16 protein-coding genes are annotated in these 15,788 nt (G+C 65.1%); 11 read left to right on the plus strand and 5 right to left on the minus strand.

Going from position 1 to position 15,788, the window contains the following annotated elements; translation table 11 throughout:
- The first annotated feature begins 2,105 nt into the window (after positions 1–2,105).
- The 4 genes from VHK65_17395 (at position 2,106) to VHK65_17410 (ending at position 5,148) form a co-directional block, all read left to right on the plus strand.
- A complete protein-coding gene (locus tag VHK65_17395) occupies positions 2,106–2,528 on the plus strand; it encodes a thioesterase family protein (GenBank protein HVS07924.1) in 423 nt (140 codons plus the stop codon).
- Positions 2,518–2,883, plus strand: a complete 366-nt coding sequence (locus VHK65_17400) for an OsmC family protein (protein ID HVS07925.1) — start codon at positions 2,518–2,520, stop codon at positions 2,881–2,883. Before VHK65_17395 ends, VHK65_17400 begins: the two co-directional genes overlap by 11 nt.
- A gap of 113 nt (positions 2,884–2,996) precedes the next feature.
- A complete protein-coding gene (locus tag VHK65_17405; protein HVS07926.1) occupies positions 2,997–4,817 on the plus strand; it encodes an HD domain-containing phosphohydrolase in 1,821 nt (606 codons plus the stop codon).
- A gap of 205 nt (positions 4,818–5,022) precedes the next feature.
- Positions 5,023–5,148, plus strand: a complete 126-nt coding sequence (locus VHK65_17410) for a hypothetical protein (GenBank protein HVS07927.1) — start codon at positions 5,023–5,025, stop codon at positions 5,146–5,148.
- On the opposite strand, the gene VHK65_17415 is transcribed toward VHK65_17410, so the two are convergent.
- On the minus strand, positions 5,145–5,843 hold the full coding sequence (locus tag VHK65_17415; GenBank protein ID HVS07928.1) for a DUF2461 domain-containing protein: 699 nt from the start codon (positions 5,841–5,843) through the stop codon (positions 5,145–5,147). The two genes, VHK65_17410 and VHK65_17415, sit on opposite strands and share 4 nt — an antisense overlap.
- 60 nt (positions 5,844–5,903) lie before the next feature.
- On the opposite strand from VHK65_17415, the gene VHK65_17420 reads away from it, so the two are divergent.
- Positions 5,904–6,278, plus strand: a complete 375-nt coding sequence (locus VHK65_17420; protein ID HVS07929.1) for a hypothetical protein — start codon at positions 5,904–5,906, stop codon at positions 6,276–6,278.
- Here the strand turns inward: VHK65_17420 and VHK65_17425 are convergent.
- Together VHK65_17425 and VHK65_17430 are read right to left on the minus strand one after the other, a co-directional pair.
- Positions 6,181–7,128 carry a DMT family transporter gene (locus VHK65_17425; protein HVS07930.1) on the minus strand — a complete coding sequence of 316 codons (948 nt, stop codon included), beginning with the start codon at positions 7,126–7,128 and terminating at the stop codon, positions 6,181–6,183. The two genes, VHK65_17420 and VHK65_17425, sit on opposite strands and share 98 nt — an antisense overlap.
- Positions 7,125–9,203: an ABC transporter ATP-binding protein gene (locus VHK65_17430; protein HVS07931.1), complete on the minus strand. Its 2,079-nt coding sequence runs from the start codon at positions 9,201–9,203 to the stop codon at positions 7,125–7,127. Before VHK65_17430 ends, VHK65_17425 begins: the two co-directional genes overlap by 4 nt.
- A gap of 210 nt (positions 9,204–9,413) precedes the next feature.
- On the opposite strand from VHK65_17430, the gene VHK65_17435 reads away from it, so the two are divergent.
- The 3 genes from VHK65_17435 to VHK65_17445 are packed head-to-tail and all read left to right on the plus strand — an operon-like array spanning position 9,414 to position 12,326.
- Positions 9,414–10,463 carry an AAA family ATPase gene (locus VHK65_17435; GenBank protein ID HVS07932.1) on the plus strand — a complete coding sequence of 350 codons (1,050 nt, stop codon included), beginning with the start codon at positions 9,414–9,416 and terminating at the stop codon, positions 10,461–10,463.
- On the plus strand, positions 10,453–11,382 hold the full coding sequence (locus VHK65_17440; GenBank protein HVS07933.1) for a DUF58 domain-containing protein: 930 nt from the start codon (positions 10,453–10,455) through the stop codon (positions 11,380–11,382). Before VHK65_17435 ends, VHK65_17440 begins: the two co-directional genes overlap by 11 nt.
- Positions 11,379–12,326: a VWA domain-containing protein gene (locus VHK65_17445; GenBank protein ID HVS07934.1), complete on the plus strand. Its 948-nt coding sequence runs from the start codon at positions 11,379–11,381 to the stop codon at positions 12,324–12,326. The genes VHK65_17440 and VHK65_17445 overlap by 4 nt, the downstream gene beginning before the upstream one ends.
- Here VHK65_17445 and VHK65_17450 read toward each other — a convergent pair.
- Entirely contained in the window at positions 12,295–13,608 is a 1,314-nt protein-coding gene (locus tag VHK65_17450; GenBank protein ID HVS07935.1) for a citrate synthase, read from the minus strand. The genes VHK65_17445 and VHK65_17450 overlap by 32 nt on opposite strands.
- A gap of 122 nt (positions 13,609–13,730) precedes the next feature.
- Between VHK65_17450 and VHK65_17455 the strand changes: the two genes are divergently transcribed.
- Genes VHK65_17455 through VHK65_17465 form a run of 3 tightly spaced genes read left to right on the plus strand, consistent with a single transcriptional unit; the run spans position 13,731 to position 15,495 of the window.
- Positions 13,731–13,880 carry a hypothetical protein gene (locus tag VHK65_17455; GenBank protein ID HVS07936.1) on the plus strand — a complete coding sequence of 50 codons (150 nt, stop codon included), beginning with the start codon at positions 13,731–13,733 and terminating at the stop codon, positions 13,878–13,880.
- A 2-nt stretch (positions 13,881–13,882) separates the two neighbouring features.
- A complete protein-coding gene (locus VHK65_17460) occupies positions 13,883–14,539 on the plus strand; it encodes a cytochrome b N-terminal domain-containing protein (protein HVS07937.1) in 657 nt (218 codons plus the stop codon).
- Entirely contained in the window at positions 14,536–15,495 is a 960-nt protein-coding gene (locus tag VHK65_17465) for a hypothetical protein (GenBank protein HVS07938.1), read from the plus strand. The genes VHK65_17460 and VHK65_17465 overlap by 4 nt, the downstream gene beginning before the upstream one ends.
- Here VHK65_17465 and VHK65_17470 read toward each other — a convergent pair.
- Positions 15,492–15,776 (minus strand): YciI family protein, encoded by a 285-nt coding sequence (locus tag VHK65_17470; protein HVS07939.1) that lies wholly within the window; start codon positions 15,774–15,776, stop codon positions 15,492–15,494. The genes VHK65_17465 and VHK65_17470 overlap by 4 nt on opposite strands.
- Between the last annotated feature and the right edge of the window lie 12 nt (positions 15,777–15,788).

Consider the following 15,788-nt stretch of genomic DNA (forward strand, 5'->3'; position numbering starts at 1 on the left):
TTCGTCCAGTCACGCCTTCTTCCAGATGAAGGCAGACACGAAGGCCCGGTAGGACGAGAAGGAGGTCGCGGCTTTTCCTGGCCGGTGGCTACGGCATTTCCAGAAACAGGGTTCCGTTGAGGAGGAGTTGAAGACCAGGCGAAGTCCCGTTCAAGTCGAATTGAAATTCAGGTGCCCGCGACCCCCAAAGTCGGGCCGCTGATACAGTCGGCACTGGAAATGCCGTAACGGGCGTACCCCGTTCGCGAGTTCGAATCTCGCCCGCTCCGCCACCATATCCGGTAGCCACTGAGGCCATGGCCCGCACGTCTTTGCTTGTGCGGGCAGGTTTGTGACGGTTGCTAGCGAACAGATCGCCTGAAGAAGGTCGAACGTTCGTCTGCATGAGTTTCGGGGTGATCGGACCGCAGATAACCCACACTGTGGATCCGGAGGCGGTCGCGGCATTAGCGGGCCGAATCAGCCGATTTTCAGGAAATGCCGCGACCTCCAAGCCCCCTCAGGCCGTCGCGTTTCGATGCTCAGGCAGAGGGTCGCCCGCGGAAGCAATCGGTTACCTCGCGGCGCAGGAAGGGCTATCTCGGCGGTAGGCGATCAAGTGAGCCGAAGTTCCCATTGAACGCTCCGTGAAACCGGGCTACGATCTGCCCACGGAGTGGTGCGCCTGGTCCCATTCCGATAAGGAGGCCGGAGAAGATGGGAACACCCCTTTCGCAGCTATTTCGACGCCTAAAGACTTCGCGATTGTTGTCGTCGGCGATTATCGGCGGCGTCGTATTGATTGTAGCCGGGACGGCTGGGGTTGCTGACACGAGTCCCACCACGTTTTTCGGTTGCCTGACCAATGGTGGGACCCTGCACAAGATCACGACGGACCCAAGCGCTCAGCCGACCTGCAATGGGAATTCGACCCTTGTTACGTGGAGTCAGGTCGGCCCGCAGGGTCCGCAGGGGCCTCAAGGCCTTCAGGGACTAAAGGGCGATACCGGAGCCACCGGGCTGCAAGGACTGAAGGGCGATGCGGGTCCGGCCGGGCTGGCTGGGCCGAAAGGCGACACCGGTGCCACCGGGGCACAGGGTCCCGCCGGCCCTAAGGGCGATCCCGGCTCACTGAACGGTCTTGCCGAGTTCACATCCTCAGGCAACTTCACAGTCGCCTCCGGGGTCACTCACGTCTTCGTGGAGATATGGGGTGGCGGTGGAGGCGGATCAGCCACCTGCGGGAGCGGTGGCGGCTCGGGCGGTTACCGTCGGGCGGTGATCGCCGTGACACCTGGTCAAACCTATGTCGTCACGGTCGGTACTGGCGGGACCGGGTCGACAGTCATCAACGTCTCAGGGAATCAAGGCGGCAGTTCCTCATTCGGGAGCCTGGCAACTGCCACAGGGGGTGCCGGTGGCGATGGTACGGAGTGCATTTTTGGCGGCTTCGGTGGGACTGGCACCGGTGGGGTCGGGGTTTCACGGGATGGTCACCCAGGGCAGGGTCTTGCTGGTGTTCCAGGTTCTGGTGGCTCTCCAGTCAGTGGGTCAATTGAGAAACCGGGGGGAGGCGATGGTTTCGGTCGGGGTGGAGACGGCTTTGGTCCTAGTCAGAACGGGAACGGGCAAGACGGGTACGTTCTGATTCTCTGGTAAGTGGCCCCGAAAAACCTCGACGCTGTTCGGCGGCTGATGGTCAGATCCGAGTAAGAGGCGTGGTGAAACTCCCGCCTCTTACTACCTTTTTGTCCGGGCTCCGGTAAGCGCCGGCCCAGGCGAGGTTCTGGGTGATGTAGGGGCTGTGGGAGGGCAAAAGTGGAGAGGATGGGAAGAGGAACCACCGGCTATGATCACGGCGCGAACATCACCGCAGGAGGGCGCGGCATTTCCGGCCCGGTGGTTGCGGCACTTCCAAAAACAGGGTTCCGTTAAAGAAGAGTCGAAGAGTTGGCGAAGTCCCGTTCAAGTCGAATTGAAGTTGAGGCACATGTGACCCTCGGAATGAGCCTTTTTGAGGGTCGGCACTGGAAATGCCGTAACGGGCGTACCCCGTTCGCGAGTTCGAATCTCGCCCGCTCCGCCATCACACCCGCTGGTCGCCGCTTCGACGTAAAGTGGCAGCTGTGAGGTCGATCGGTGTCGGCCAGGAAGGGCTGCTCGAGCAGAAGGTCGGGCCCGAACACGGTGCCGACCGCCTCCAGAATGCCGGCGTGACGGTGCTGGCCACGCCAGTCCTGTGTCACTGGTTCGAGTCGGCGGCGGTTCGTGCGATTGCCGAACAGCTCGAACCCGGTGAGGCCAGTGTTGGCACCCGCGTCGGCTTCGAGCATCTCAAGGCCACACCGGTGGGGATGCAGGTTCGAGTGATCGCGCGCGTGGCCGCCGTCGACGGACGCCGGGTCGACTTCGAGATCTCGGCCTTCGACGAGGTCGAGTTGGTTGCTCGGGGCACGCACCAGCGCGTGGTGATTGACCTCGAGCGATTCCTCGCCCGTGTCCAGGGCAAGCGCGCCTCCGCCTTGAAGGGGGGTCCGGATGTCCGCTGACGACCTGGTGATCAACCGCGTCGTCTCCTCCAGCAGCGCGACACCGGGGCGCGCCATCAACCAGGTGCGCAACCACCAGCTTGTCATTGACGAACCAACTCACCTGGGTGGGCCGGGGGAACAGATCACTCCGGCGGAAGCGTTCCTGGCCGGCGTCTCCGCGTGCGGGGTGCTGCTGGTGCAGGGGCGGGCCGGGGACACCGGGGTGCGCCTGGACCAGGTCGAGGCCACCATCGAAGGGGTCCGGCATCGGTCGGACACGTCGGTCTTCCAGCGGATCGAGATTCGGTTCCGCCTGTCTGGTCCAAGCCAGGCAGAGGCGGTCGACCTCGTGGAGCACTACAAGCGCCGTTGACCACTCTATAAGGCGGTCGCGGTCGCGACCACGGTCGACATACAAATACAGGTGATCGCCTAGGCACGGCTCCTCGACGAAGGTTTCGGTCGACCGCTGGGCTTGGAACACTCATGAGCCGCCGATCGCCGAAGCGGCCGGCACCGGTTGCCCGGCAAGGGCGACTGCTCTATCGAGCGCCCAAAGCCTTCGACCTGCGGCGCCTGGTCACGTCGGCGCGGGAGTCGGTCCAGTTCAAGCTTCCCTTGCTGGGGAAGGCAAGCCTGCGGTTCAGGACGGTGGTACGAACGCTTGCTACCCGCGAGTGGCCCGCTCTCCGGGTCGTCGCGGTCGCCTTTTGGGCCATCACGACCGTCCAGCTCGTCAGCAGCTACTCGGGTTCACCGATCCACATGGGATCGCTCTCCGCCTGGGCTGCCCCGGCCGTCGGCTTCGTGCTCGGAGTCCTGTGCTGGGGACTGCCACGGGTGAGGGTTCCCGTGGACCATTTACTGGGAGCCGTCGTGGTCGGCATCGCTGTGCCACTCCTCTACCTGAGCATTGCCGGAAAGGTGCACAGTGGCGATCTGGTGTCCGTCTATATCGTGCTCGCGATCTTTACCGCCGCCCTGCTCCCGCTTCGAACGGCGATGGCGGTCGGTTTGCTCGCGGCTGTCGCCGCCGCGGTCCCCCTCGTGGCCGGCTGGTCAACGCTCTATGAGCGTTCCCTCCTGGTGCTGGTCTGCGTCATCGGCCTGATCGTTTACACGCAGACTCGCATGCTGGGCAACATGAGCAACCAGAAACGCGAGGTGGAGGATCGCCGGCGGCAGATCGAAGAAAGTTTCATGACGACGCTGGGGGCGCTGTCCGCCATGGTCTTCAGCAAGGACCGATTCATGGACGCCCACTCTCGCGGAACCGCCACCCTAGCCGTCGATGTGGCCAAGTTCCTTGGCTTGAAGGGGCTCGCCCTGCGCCAACTCGAGTACGCCGCGTTGCTGCACGACGTCGGGAAGGTCGGGATCCCCGCCCACCTGCTGAACAAGCCGGGACCCTTGACGAGTGAGGAGCTGGCACTGGTGCACGAGCATCCGGTCATTGCGGAGCGGATCCTGTCGAGGGTCCCCTCCCTGCAGGCCATCTGCCCGATCGTGAGGGCGCAGTATGAACGCTGGAACGGCAGTGGCTACCCCGATGGGCTGGCCCGCGAAATGATTCCTCTCGGCGGTCGCATCCTCCACGTCTGTGCCGCCTTTCATGCGATGTCGTCGGACCGGCCGTACCGACCGGCGCTCGCCACCGACTTGATCATCAAGGAGCTGCAAAGCCAGGCGGGCTCGCAGTTCGATCCGCGAGTCGTCATGGCGGTGATCGCCGTCGTCGAACAGCGCGACGCCGAGGCTGCGAACCTCCGCCGCGAGTCCGAGCAACCACGTTCAGGGCTGTCCCTTCAACGGGTCCAAGAACAGACCACCAGAGCGCGCCCAGATGCGGAGAGCGCGGTGCAGCAGATTTGCCGGCTCACCGCCGAGGTCGCCGCCAACCTCATGCCCCATGACCAGGCGCGCGTCTACCTGGTGGCGGGTGACAAGCGCCGCCTGGTGCCTCGTTACGTCAGTCCCCCTGACCAGCCCGAGGCAGTGCGGACGGCGCTCGAGCACAAGATCCTGCTGGCGGGGGAAGGCATCGCCGGGCAAGTCCTCGTGAACCGGCACGGGATCGTGGTCGGGGACGCCGACCCGGGCCTGGTCGGCTTCGAGGCCCCGGCGATGAAGGCATCGGTCGTGGCCGTGCCCGTCCTCATCAATAACGACTTCATCGGGGTAATCGAGGTCGTCAAGCTTGGCCGCAACCAGTACTCCAAGAACCACCTGAAACTGCTGAAGATCCTGGCGGATCAGATGGCGCATTCCGTCGCCAACGCCCGCATGGTCGACCGCCTGGCCGCCTGAGGTCCGCCGTGGAGCCTACGTTTAAGGGGCCCATATATACATATATAGAGGTATAGGTCCCCCGCGTCTTCTCGACGTCCCGTCGAAAAACTCCCGCGTCGGGCCGGCGTCGAACTCGGCCTGAAGGGGGCCCGCCAGGTTGCGGGCAAGAGCGGCCGAATCCGCTGCCCCTATCCGCTTGGGCAACAAAGCCGCGCCGGGCAGCATGGGCCGTCGTCGCAAGCGCGACCAGGAGGCCTTGAGCGGGAAGGTGGCGCATCGGCCGCAGCGCAGCGAGATCGATGTGCCGGCCGACGAGAACCGCGTCGTCGAGTACTTCGCGAAGTATTAGCGCATCGACCGCGCGGGCTCGCGGCTCGGGCCTACCTGCGTATCGAGCCAGCCGGTCAGCGGCTTGCTGTCCTTGATCGCCTGCCGTAGTCGTTCTTTCGCCTCGACCGTGTGCAGCCATGGACCGGGCTTCCAGTTCCGGCTAGCCATCAGCCCCTTGCAGCGCAACAGGTCACCCCGCGGATGATCGGCAGGGTATCCGGTGGGGACCCGTTTGAAGCTTGGCTCGGTCACCTGGTAGCCATCCTTGACGAGCGCGCCGACGATCCGAGCCAGTTTTTCGCCGTCCTTTCCGGCAACCGCATCGCGGTAGCGGGTGAGCTGATCGGGCGCCATCTCATGCGAGCCCATGGCCACGTACAAGCCGTCCTCCGAGACCTGGAGGTACACGCCGCCGGCGCGTGGGCTGGACAGGTACGCGCCCAGGTGCTCCTTGTACGGGCGCTTGTCCGGAGAGAAGCGAAGGTCACGGTTGAGGCGGAAGATCTTGACCTCGATATCCGGCTGCGCCAGGTCTTTCTCGAGCTCGGCGAGGAGGGCCTCCATCGGCTGGCGCACCTGCTCCTCATAGACCTGCCGGTGGGCCTCGAAGTAGGTCTTGCTGTTGTCGCGCTTCAGGCCGTGAAAGAACTGTAACGCCGGCTTGGGCCACCCTGCGAAACGAGTTCGAATCGCCGTGTCCGCCCTTGCCTTCATCGTTCCCTCCTCGCTCAGACCGCGCCGCAGGTTTTATGAGGATCGTAACGTTTCACTGGCATGACCTTCCTTCGCGTTGTGCTAAGCATCTTCGCCATACTCAATGTCGTGTTCTGGGCGCTCCTCGCCTGGGTTTGGGCTGTCAAGCCGGCGTGGGCGGCGCGAATCCCGCTGAATCTCGGTACAGACAAACGCTATAGCCCATCGGTGCCGGTCTGGGCTCGCCTGGCCGCCGCCATCGCTGCCTTCTGGGCAGTTGCGGCCGTCCTCTACCTGACCGTATACGCCGCGAACCGACTGGCGTTCATCGCGCTCTTCGTGCTGGCCGCGATCTTCCTCATCCTTGGGATCGGCGCCGCCGCGCGCGTCTATACCGTGCTGCAGCTCCCCAAGAACTCGATGATGCGGCAGGCGCGGGGTCAGCAGGCGCACTAGTAGTCCGCCTCGTCGCAAGCACCGACCCCACGAGGATCAGCGAAAAGCCGACGACGGCCCCCAGCGTGAAGGGCTCGCGTAGCACGGCTACGCCCAGCAGCAAGGCGATCGCCGGATTGAAATAGGTGATGACGGTGGCCCGTACAGGGCCGACTTCGCCGATGAGCGCGAAGAAGACCAGGAAGGCGAGCGCCGTGCATACGACCGCCAGGGTCGCCACCGCCAGCAGCACCGTGCCGGATGGCATCGTTCTCGGGAGTTGCGGCAGTGCCAGCGGGGCGTAGAAGAGGGCAGTCAGCGCCAGTGATGCCGCGACCACGCCGACGGCCGGCAAGCTCGGGAGGCGGCGGGCGATGATGATCGGCCCGCTCGCATAGCCGAGCGCAACCAGCCCGACCTCAGCAACCGCCCCCAGGTCCTTGAAGGAGACATTGAGGCCCACCAGGACGGCCACCCCGACCAGGCCGACGAGTAAGCCCAAGACCCGGCGTCGGTCCAGCCGGTCGTCGCCGCGGGTCAGCAGCTGGAGCACGGCGGCGATCAGGGGGACGGCCGCGATCAGCAGGCCGGTGAATGAGCTGGAGAGGCGGCGCTCGCCATCCGCCAGCAGGAACCATGGCAGCGACACTTCGACGATGGTGTAGACCAGCACCCAACGCCAGTAGGGAATGAGAGGCGCCAGCCAGCCGCGGGCGGCGGCGACCGGCAGGAGGAGCGCGGCGCCGATTGCCGTTCTGAGCAGGACCAGGCTGGCCGGCGCCAGTTCGCCGATCGCGATCTTGATCAGCAGGTAGGGGATACCCCAGATGAAGGCCATCGCCCCAAACAGCGCCCATCCGCGACGGGTCACGCGGTCGGCGCGATGTCCAGCTCGACATCCTCGGGGAGAACGTCCTCCCCCGTATAGGCGGACGCCTGCAGGCGGAACAGCCGTGCATAGCGGCCGTTGAGTCGCATCAGCTGCTCGTGCGTCCCCTGCTCGACGAGGCGGCCGTGTTCCAGGAACAGGATCCGATCGGCGCGCCTGACGGTGGAGAAGCGGTGGCTGATATAGACGGCGGTGCGGCCCCGTGTCAGCGAGTGGATGCGTTCGAACAGCTCGTACTCCGCCTGGGCGTCGAGGGCGGAGGTCGGCTCATCGAGCAGGAGGATTCGCGCGTCGCGCATGAAGGCGCGCGCCAGCGCCACCTTCTGCCACTCGCCGCCCGACAGGTTGACGCCGGCATCGAACCATTTTCCAAGCGCGGTTTCGTAGCCCTGGGGAAGGCCGGCGATCAACCCGTCGGAACCGGCCTGCCGACTCGCCTTCAGGATCGCTTCCCGGTCGGCGATGGCGCCGAGGTTTCCAAGGCCGATGTTCTCCGCCGCCGTCGCCTGGTAGGTGACGTAGTCCTGGAACATGCCGCCAATCTGAGCCCGCAGCTGCGTAGGATCGATGTCCCGGATGTCGATGCCGTCGATCAGAATGCGGCCTTCGATAGGGTCGTAGAGCCGGCAGATCAACTTGAAGAGCGTCGTCTTTCCGGCGCCGTTGCGGCCGACGATGGCGATTGTCTCTCCGGCGGTGACGGTGAAGCTCAAGTCGGTCAGCGCATTTTCGGCGGCACCCGGGTAGGCGAAGCTGACGTGCTCGAAACGAATCTCACCCCGAACCGGATCTGGCAGGGCGACGGGGTTGGCGGGTGCCGGCAGCTTGCTCGTCGTTTCCATCAACTCGAACAGGTTGCTCAGGTAGAGATTGTGCTCGTACATGCCGGAGAACCCCCCAAGAATGCCCTGAATGGAGTTCTGGACGGATTGGGCGGCCGTGGTATAGAGCGTGAGGTCGCCGAGCGTCAGCTTGCCGACGATCGCCTGCAGCGCGACATATAGATAGGTGACGGAGGTCGCGATCGTGCTCAGGTTTCCCCAGAGAAAGCCGACGAGGTAGCGTCGCACCACCTGGCGGCGCTGGCTGCCGTAATACCGCTCTCCGATCAGGCGGTAGCGGTCGATGAAGTAGTGGCCCAGCCCGAACAGTTTGACCTCCTTGGCGTAGCTGTCCGTTGTCAGCAGGGTCACGAGATAGTTCATGCGGCGGAGCAGCCTCGAGCCCCAGCGCGCGATGTTGTATCCGCGCCAGCCGTACCGGGTGTCGGCGATGAAGGCCGGGACAGGGGAGAGGAGCGCCAGTAGGGCGAGCAGCGGGCTCACGATCACGAGCAGCGCGATCATCGTCACGAAGGTCAGCGCCGTCTGGACCAGCCCGAAGGCGGTGGAGATCATCTGCACCGGCCGGTTGATGGAATCGGTCTGCGCCCGCCGCAGCAGGTCGTACGACGCCGGGTCCTCGTAGAAGGCAAGGTCGAGTGAGGCTGCCTTCTCCATGACCATCAACTGGATCCGCATCGACACCGCGTTCTGCAGGAGCTGCTGCGTGATGTTGCGCGCGGTGCTGAGGAAGGCAATCAGCGCGAAGATCAGCAGCTGCAGGATGGCGAGGAAGATGATCCCGTTGACCGTCGTAAAGACCGGGGTGCGGAAGGGTCCAAAGTCAAATCGGACCGCGTCGGCGACGGCGCCTGGGTGGTTATGGACCTCGATGCCCAGCACGACCGCATTGACGAGCAGCTTCGAGGTGTAGGCGGACACGGCGGGGATGACGCCGGCGACCACCGTCACCGCGAACAGGCCGGCGGTGACCGCGGGGCTGGCGTCCCAGACCAGCCGAATCACCCTGGGGAGCGCGGCGGCGGTCCCCCGGACCGCCTGCTTGAGATTGCGCCAGCGACTACGCAGGTCCTTCGGACCCTGCGGCTCCTGCGGCTCCTCGATCACCGGGTCGCCGGTCAGACCGCTGTTGGCCGGCCCAGTCTGCGGATTCCCGCGGCGCCGGCGGCCCCACATCCAGAACATCGACGGGCCGCCGTGATCCGGCGGCAGCATTCCCACGGCGCTACCCTACCCCAGAATGCGCGGAGATTCGCTTCTAAATCGTGATTCGTCAGGGCTGGTCAAGGACAGCGATCGCCTCGACATCGACCACGTAGCCGGGCTCCGCCAGGGCCGCGATCTTAGATTTCCCTTATGAATCGCTCAGAACGACCTCATCTCGACGAGGTTCAATCGGAGGACTGTCATGCCATGGAGGGTCTTATGATCAATCGACCGCAACTGGCCCGCGAGGAAGCCGCGAGCCCGACCGACACGGCCCGGGAGCTCGCCGCCCGCGTTCCGGCGCCCATCGAGCAGATCCTGTTCGAGGTCAAACGCCTGATCGTCGGCCAGGACCGGCTCCTCGAGCGCCTGCTGATCGCCCTGCTGTCCGGCGGCCACGTCCTCCTCGAAGGCGTGCCCGGACTCGCCAAGACCGTCACCGTCAAGGCCTTTGCCCAGGTGATCGGTGGCGCGGCCGGCCGCATCCAGTTCACCCCCGACCTCGTGCCCGCCGATCTGATCGGCACGCGAATATACAACCCCGGGCGCGGCGACTTCTCGACCGAGCTCGGCCCCGTCTTCTGCAACCTGTTGCTGGCCGACGAGATCAACCGCGCTCCCGCCAAAGTGCAGTCGGCACTGTTGGAGGCCATGCAGGAACGCCAGGTCACGATCGGCAAGGACACCCATCCGCTTCCGGATCCGTTCGTCGTCCTCGCGACCGAGAACCCGATCGAAACCGACGGGACCTACCCGCTTCCCGAGGCCCAGCTCGACCGCTTCATGCTGAAGGTGCTCGTCGATTACCCGACCTTCCAGGAAGAGGTCGTCGTCGTCGAGCGGATCACCGGCCCGGCCATCGGGCTCCGCCAGGTGGTCACCCTCGACCAGCTCAAGGAGATGCAGCGGGCGGTCACCGAGGTGTATGTCGATCCCGCGGTGCGGACCTATGCCACGACGCTCGCCTATGCGAGCCGTCCGGGGAAGGTGAAAGGCCTCGAGGACCTCGCGCCGGCCATCGCCTATGGCGCCAGCCCGCGCGCCTCGATCAACCTGGTCGCTGCCGGCCGGGCGCTCGCCTTCATGCGCGGTCGCTCGTATGTCCTCCCGCACGACCTGAGCGAGGTGGCGCCCGAAGTCATCCGGCACCGTCTCGTCCTCACTTACGAAGGGATCGCGGCCGGTGTCGACGCCGAGACGATCGTCAAGCGTGTGCTCGATCGATTCCCCCCGCCGCGCATCGACCTGGGAGACCGGTTTGCCTCCTGACGTCGGCGCGGGCGGTATCGCCGTCGACCAATTGCTGCGCCGGTCGCGCTGGCCGGTGCTGCGCCGCCTCGGGTTCCACCCAGGCGGCGACGAGCGCTCGAGCGTGCGCGGCGTGGGACTCGAGTACAGCGATGTGCGCGAGTACCAGGCTGGCGACGACCCGCGCACCATCGAGTGGAATATCACCGCCCGGTCGGACCGGCCTTACGTCCGGGAGTCGCTTCCCGACCGCGGCCTCGATGCCTGGCTGCTCGTCGACATCACGCGCTCGCTCGACTGGGGCACGGCCCGCTGCCTGAAGCGGCAGCTGGCGCTCGAATTCTCGGCGGTCGTCGGGCAACTGCTGATCGGCCGTGGAAACCGCGTCGGCGCGCTGCTCTTCGACGACCGCGTCCGCTCGATCATCCCGCCGTCTGCGGGCCGCACCGCGCTGCTGCAGCTGATCGCGCGGATGGAGCGGGCTGCTAAAAGCCCGGGCGACGGTCCGACCGATCTGGGCCGGGCGCTGACGGAGGCGGGCCGGCTCATCCGCCGCCCTTCGATGATGGTCCTCATCAGCGATTTCATGACGCCCGGCGGCTGGCAGCAACCGCTGAGAGCGTTGGCGATCCGCCATGAGGTTGTCGCGGCCTGGATCACGGACCCGAGAGAGCGCGAGATTCCCGACGTGGGGGTCGTGACTTTCGAGGACCCGGAAAGCGGCGAGCAGATCCTGGTCGATACCCGGAGCGCGCCGCTGCGGGCCCGCTTCCAGGAGGCGGCGGGAGCGCAGCGTGAGACGATCCGCGCCGATCTCCTTGGGGCTCGGGCGGCGATCGCCGAGCTGAGTACCGCCGCTGAGATCGTGCCCCAGCTGGTCGCGTTCATCAAGCAACGGGAGGCGCAGCGCGGCCATCGGGTCGCGCGGGCGAGCGCATGAGCTTCCAGTCACCCTGGCTCCTGCTCGGGCTGCTCGCGATCCCGCTGCTGGTCGGCTTGTACATCACGAGTCAGCAGCGTCGCCGGGCCTATGCGGTCCGCTTTACCAACCTGACGCTGCTCAACCAGGTGATGGGCAAGGGGCCAGGGTTCCGCCGTCATCTCCCCGCGATCCTCTTCATCGCCGGCGTGGCGGGCTTGCTGTTCTCGATGGCACGCCCCCAGGCGACGATCCGTGTCCCCAAGGGGCAGACCAGCGTGATGCTCGCGGTTGATGTCTCGGGATCGATGGCGGCCACCGACGTGCAGCCCACCCGGATCGAAGCGGCGATCGCGGCCGGCCGCACGCTGATCGACAAGCTGCCAAGCAACGCCCAGGTTGGCCTCGTGATCTTCAACGCCCACGCGGAGGTGGTCGCGCCGCTGACCCAGGACAAGGGCTCGGTGAAAGACGCGCTGGGCAGCCTCCAGCCAGGTGGGGGAACGGCGATTGGCGACGCGATTCAGGTCGCCGTCGCCCAGCTCGCCAACATCATCGACCCGAACAGTTCAAAGTCCCAGAACTACGCAATGGTCGTGTTGCTGACCGACGGCTCGTCCAATACCGGAATCGACACGACGACCGCCGCCGCCAACGCGGCGCAAGCCAAGATCCCGGTCGAGACGATTGGGATCGGGGCGCGGAACCAGACGACCATGGTCCAGGGCCAGGTTGTGGACGGCGTCGACGAGCAGGCGCTGCAGCAGATCAGCAGCGCGACGGGCGGCCACTACTACTACGCCTCGGACGAGAGCCAGCTGAACAAGATCTACAGCGACCTCGGGTCACGGATCGGCTGGGTGACGACCAAGCTCGATCTCACCGCGCCGCTGCTGGCACTCGGTACCATCATCCTGGTGGCCGGCGGGTTGTTCAGCTTGCGCTGGTTCCGGCTGCTTCCTTAACGGCGCGCACCCCGGGGAGGTGGCGTTCGGCCGGGCCCGTGTAAACCTGACGCGGCCGCATGATCTTCTGCTCGGGATCGAGCAAGCCTTCCTGCCACTGCGCCAGCCAGCCAGGCGTGCGCCCGATCGCAAACAGCACCGGAAACATCTCGACGGGAAAGCCGATCGCGGCATAGATGATGCCGGAGTAGAAGTCAACGTTGGGGTAGAGGCGGTGCTTGATGAAGTAGTCGTCGGCGAGCGCCACTCGTTCGAGTTCGAGCGCGATGTCGAGCAACGGGCTCCGACCGGTCACCGCCAGCACATCGTCGGCCACCTTCTTGATGATCTGCGCCCTCGGGTCGTAGTTCTTGTAGACACGGTGGCCGAACCCCATCAGCCGCAGTTCACCGCCACGGACCCGATTGACGTAGTCGGGCACACGGCTGACCGACCCGATCTCCTTGAGCATCCGTAACACCTGCTCATTGGCGCCGCCGTGGAGCGGGCCGTAGAGCGCCGCGGAGGCCGCGGCCGTCGCCGAGAATGGGTCGGCGTGCGAACTGCCCACGGCCCGCATCACGTTGGTCGAGCAATTCTGCTCGTGGTCAGCGTGCAAGATGAGCAGTACGTCGAGCGCCCGCTCCAGCACCGGGTTGGGTTCGTACTTCAACTCGGTGGCCTTCCACATCATATTCAGGAAATTACCGGCGTAGGAAAGGTCGTTATCCGGGTAGGCATAGGGCATGCCGACGGCGTGGCGGGCGGCAAAGGCGGCCAGCGTCGGCATCTTCGCGATCAGGCGCAGGATCTGGAGCCTCCGGCTCTCCACGTTGAAGATGTCTTTCGCATCGGGGTAGAAGGTGGAGAGCGCCCCCACGGTGCCGACCAGGATCCCCATCGGGTGGGCGTCGTGATGGAAGCCGTCGATCAGCTTCTTGATGTTCTCGTGGAGCAGGGTGTGATGCGTGATCGCCTCGACCCATTCGCGATGCTGGGTCGGATCCGGCAGCTCACCGTGAATCAGTAGATAGGCAACCTCGAGGAAGCTGCTGCGTTCGGCTAGCTCCTCCACGGGATAGCCGCGATAGCGGAGAATGCTCCGCTCGCCATCGATGAAAGTAATGGCGCTCCGGCAACTGGCCGTGTTGAGGAAGGCCGGGTCGTAGCTCAGCAAGCCGGAGCCGGACCCATCGGAGGTGATCTTCTGGAGGTCGGCGGCGGCGATCGCGCCGCTCCGGATGGGGACCTCGTAGCGGCGGCCGGTTCGGTTATCGGTGACGGTCAGCGTTTCGGTTGTCATCGCGTTCCTGTGAGTCTAGCCGCCGCGTTGGGTGGGCAAGGCTGGGGGCTGCCGATCCGGCTTCAGGGTCCAGACACGTCAATTTATTGCAAATTCTGTTGCAGAAGACTACGGTGTGTTCCGTGGACCAACCGGCCGGGTACCTCCATTGGGGCTTCATCCTGATCTCCTGGCCCAACCTGATCGTGATTGGAATCATGGTGGTCCTTTTTGCACTGGCGCTGATCCTCCCGTTCCCGGGACACGGCGGCTCCACCGAGAAGGAGGAGTAGGCGTGAAGAGCCGTGTCGGCGACGAGTCAACCGGCAGTTGGACGGCCGCCGCCCGGCGCCAGCTGGAGCGCCGCCTTCCCTGGGAGAACCTCCTGCCCGATCGGCAGCCGTTCTACGTCGGGTCCTGGGTCTACGTCTTCGGCGTGGTCACCATCGCGGCCTTGATCTGGGTCGTGCTCAGTGGCGTCGTGCTGGCGGCGTTCGGCCCCCAATGGTGGCATCTGTCCAGCGCCGGCCGCTTCTTCAACAGCCTTCACTTCTGGAGCGTCCAGGTGTTCTTCGTCTTCATGGTGCTGCACCTCTGGGGTCAGTACTTCATGGCCAGCTGGCGTGAAGGCCGGGCGCCAACCTGGATGATCGGGGTGGTCACGTTCGCGGTCAGCATCGTGGCTGCCTTCACCGGCTACCTCTCGCAGCAGAACTTCGACGCCCAGTACATCGCGATGAATGCGAAGGATGCCGTGAACTCCACCGGCGTCGGCGGGTTCTTCAATGTCCTGAACTTCGGCCAGATGTACGGCCTGCATGTGATGCTGCTGCCGATCGCGATCATCGCGCTAGTCTTCCTGCACATCGTCCAGGTCCGGATGAAGGGCGTGGTGCCGCCGATCGGGCACGACGCGAAACCAGCCGCCGCGCTGGATCTGCGGAAGAAATGATCAGCGAGCGTTCCGCCGACGAGGCCTCCCACCCGGGCGTTCGCACCATCAGCTACGACCTGCTCAAGGAGATCGCGATCGCGATGGTGATCTCCCTGATCGTCATCCTCGGGCTCGCCATCTTCCTATCGTCGCCTGATGTTCCGTCGGTCACGATCCAGAGCTGGGCCCAGGCGGATCCGGTGGATTTCACGACGACGGCGAACGATGAACTGGCCGGGCAGAGCGTCACCGCCAGCTACGGACCACCCTATAACCACGGCAGCGGGTCGGTGCAAACGATCGGGCCGTTTTCACCGCAGTCCTGGGCGGGGGTCCATGCGAATGTCGACCAGCCGCACGACTTCGTCATCAGCCCGCTCAAGCAGGCCGCCGGAAACAACACCCAGCTGAGCGGCGTGATCACCACCTACGAGGCGGCGTCGGCCGACCAGCAGGGCAAGTGGCATGATGCGTACGCCAAGGCCTTGAAAGACGCCAAGGTCGCGAACGGCGCCGTCACGGTGGCCGCCGGCGACTACGGCCCGGTCCCGGTCATGCTGGCAGTTCTCGTGCAACTGGCTCAGGCGGGAGCGCTGGATGGGCTGCTGCTTTCTAGCAACCACTTTTACCAGACCGACTACACCAAGCCCCTGCTCTTCATCAATGACGGCGGTTATGTGCCGGGCCTCGCGCATGACCAGCATCTCACCGGCAACCAGTGGGGCATGATGAACGAGACCGGGCTGTATCCCGGCCAGACCTGGCTCTGGCTCTACACGCTTTGGTACCAGCTCCCGCCCTTCAACCAGGTTTCGTATGGGGACCTGCTGGTGGTCCTGATGATGGGGCTGCTGACCGTGTTATTGGTCCTGGTGCCATTCATCCCGGGCCTACGCGATATCCCACGCTGGATCCCGATCTATCGGCTGATCTGGCGGCGCTACTACGCCGAGACGAAGGCGACCGCCCGCTAGCTCCCTCCGTCGCCGATCGCCTCACTCCATTCGCGAATGGACCAGCGGCGCACCACGCCGTTCAGGACGAAGGGATCGCTCCGCGCGAACGCTTCCGCGGCCTCGCGCGTGGTGAAGATCGCCATCGAGCCTTCCTCCTGCGGATTGGCGAAGGTGCCGATCATCAGCAGCGTGCCCCGCTCCTGGAACTCTTTCCAGCGTGCAACGTGGGCCGGGAAGTGCAGAGGTGCCTTGGAGCGAACGTCATCGGCCGACTCGTAGAAGAGGACGTACTTGGGCATCCGTCAATTGTC

The sequence above is a fragment of the Candidatus Dormiibacterota bacterium genome (genome assembly GCA_035544955.1).
GTDB lineage: Bacteria > Chloroflexota > Dormibacteria > CF-121 > CF-121 > CF-13.

Excerpts from the sequence above, each read along its gene's own strand:
- VHK65_17400 (HVS07925.1), top strand. The coding sequence starts at position 2,518 with ATGTCCGCTGACGACCTGGTGATCAACCGCGTCGTCTCCTCCAGCAGC.
- VHK65_17405 (HVS07926.1), top strand. The coding sequence starts at position 2,997 with ATGAGCCGCCGATCGCCGAAGCGGCCGGCACCGGTTGCCCGGCAAGGG.
- VHK65_17410 (HVS07927.1), top strand. The coding sequence starts at position 5,023 with ATGGGCCGTCGTCGCAAGCGCGACCAGGAGGCCTTGAGCGGGAAGGTG.
- VHK65_17415 (HVS07928.1), bottom strand. The coding sequence starts at position 5,843 with ATGAAGGCAAGGGCGGACACGGCGATTCGAACTCGTTTCGCAGGGTGG.
- VHK65_17420 (HVS07929.1), top strand. The coding sequence starts at position 5,904 with ATGACCTTCCTTCGCGTTGTGCTAAGCATCTTCGCCATACTCAATGTC.
- VHK65_17430 (HVS07931.1), bottom strand. The coding sequence starts at position 9,203 with ATGCTGCCGCCGGATCACGGCGGCCCGTCGATGTTCTGGATGTGGGGC.
- VHK65_17435 (HVS07932.1), top strand. The coding sequence starts at position 9,414 with ATGATCAATCGACCGCAACTGGCCCGCGAGGAAGCCGCGAGCCCGACC.
- VHK65_17445 (HVS07934.1), top strand. The coding sequence starts at position 11,379 with ATGAGCTTCCAGTCACCCTGGCTCCTGCTCGGGCTGCTCGCGATCCCG.
- VHK65_17450 (HVS07935.1), bottom strand. The coding sequence starts at position 13,608 with ATGACAACCGAAACGCTGACCGTCACCGATAACCGAACCGGCCGCCGC.
- VHK65_17465 (HVS07938.1), top strand. The coding sequence starts at position 14,536 with ATGATCAGCGAGCGTTCCGCCGACGAGGCCTCCCACCCGGGCGTTCGC.
- VHK65_17470 (HVS07939.1), bottom strand. The coding sequence starts at position 15,776 with ATGCCCAAGTACGTCCTCTTCTACGAGTCGGCCGATGACGTTCGCTCC.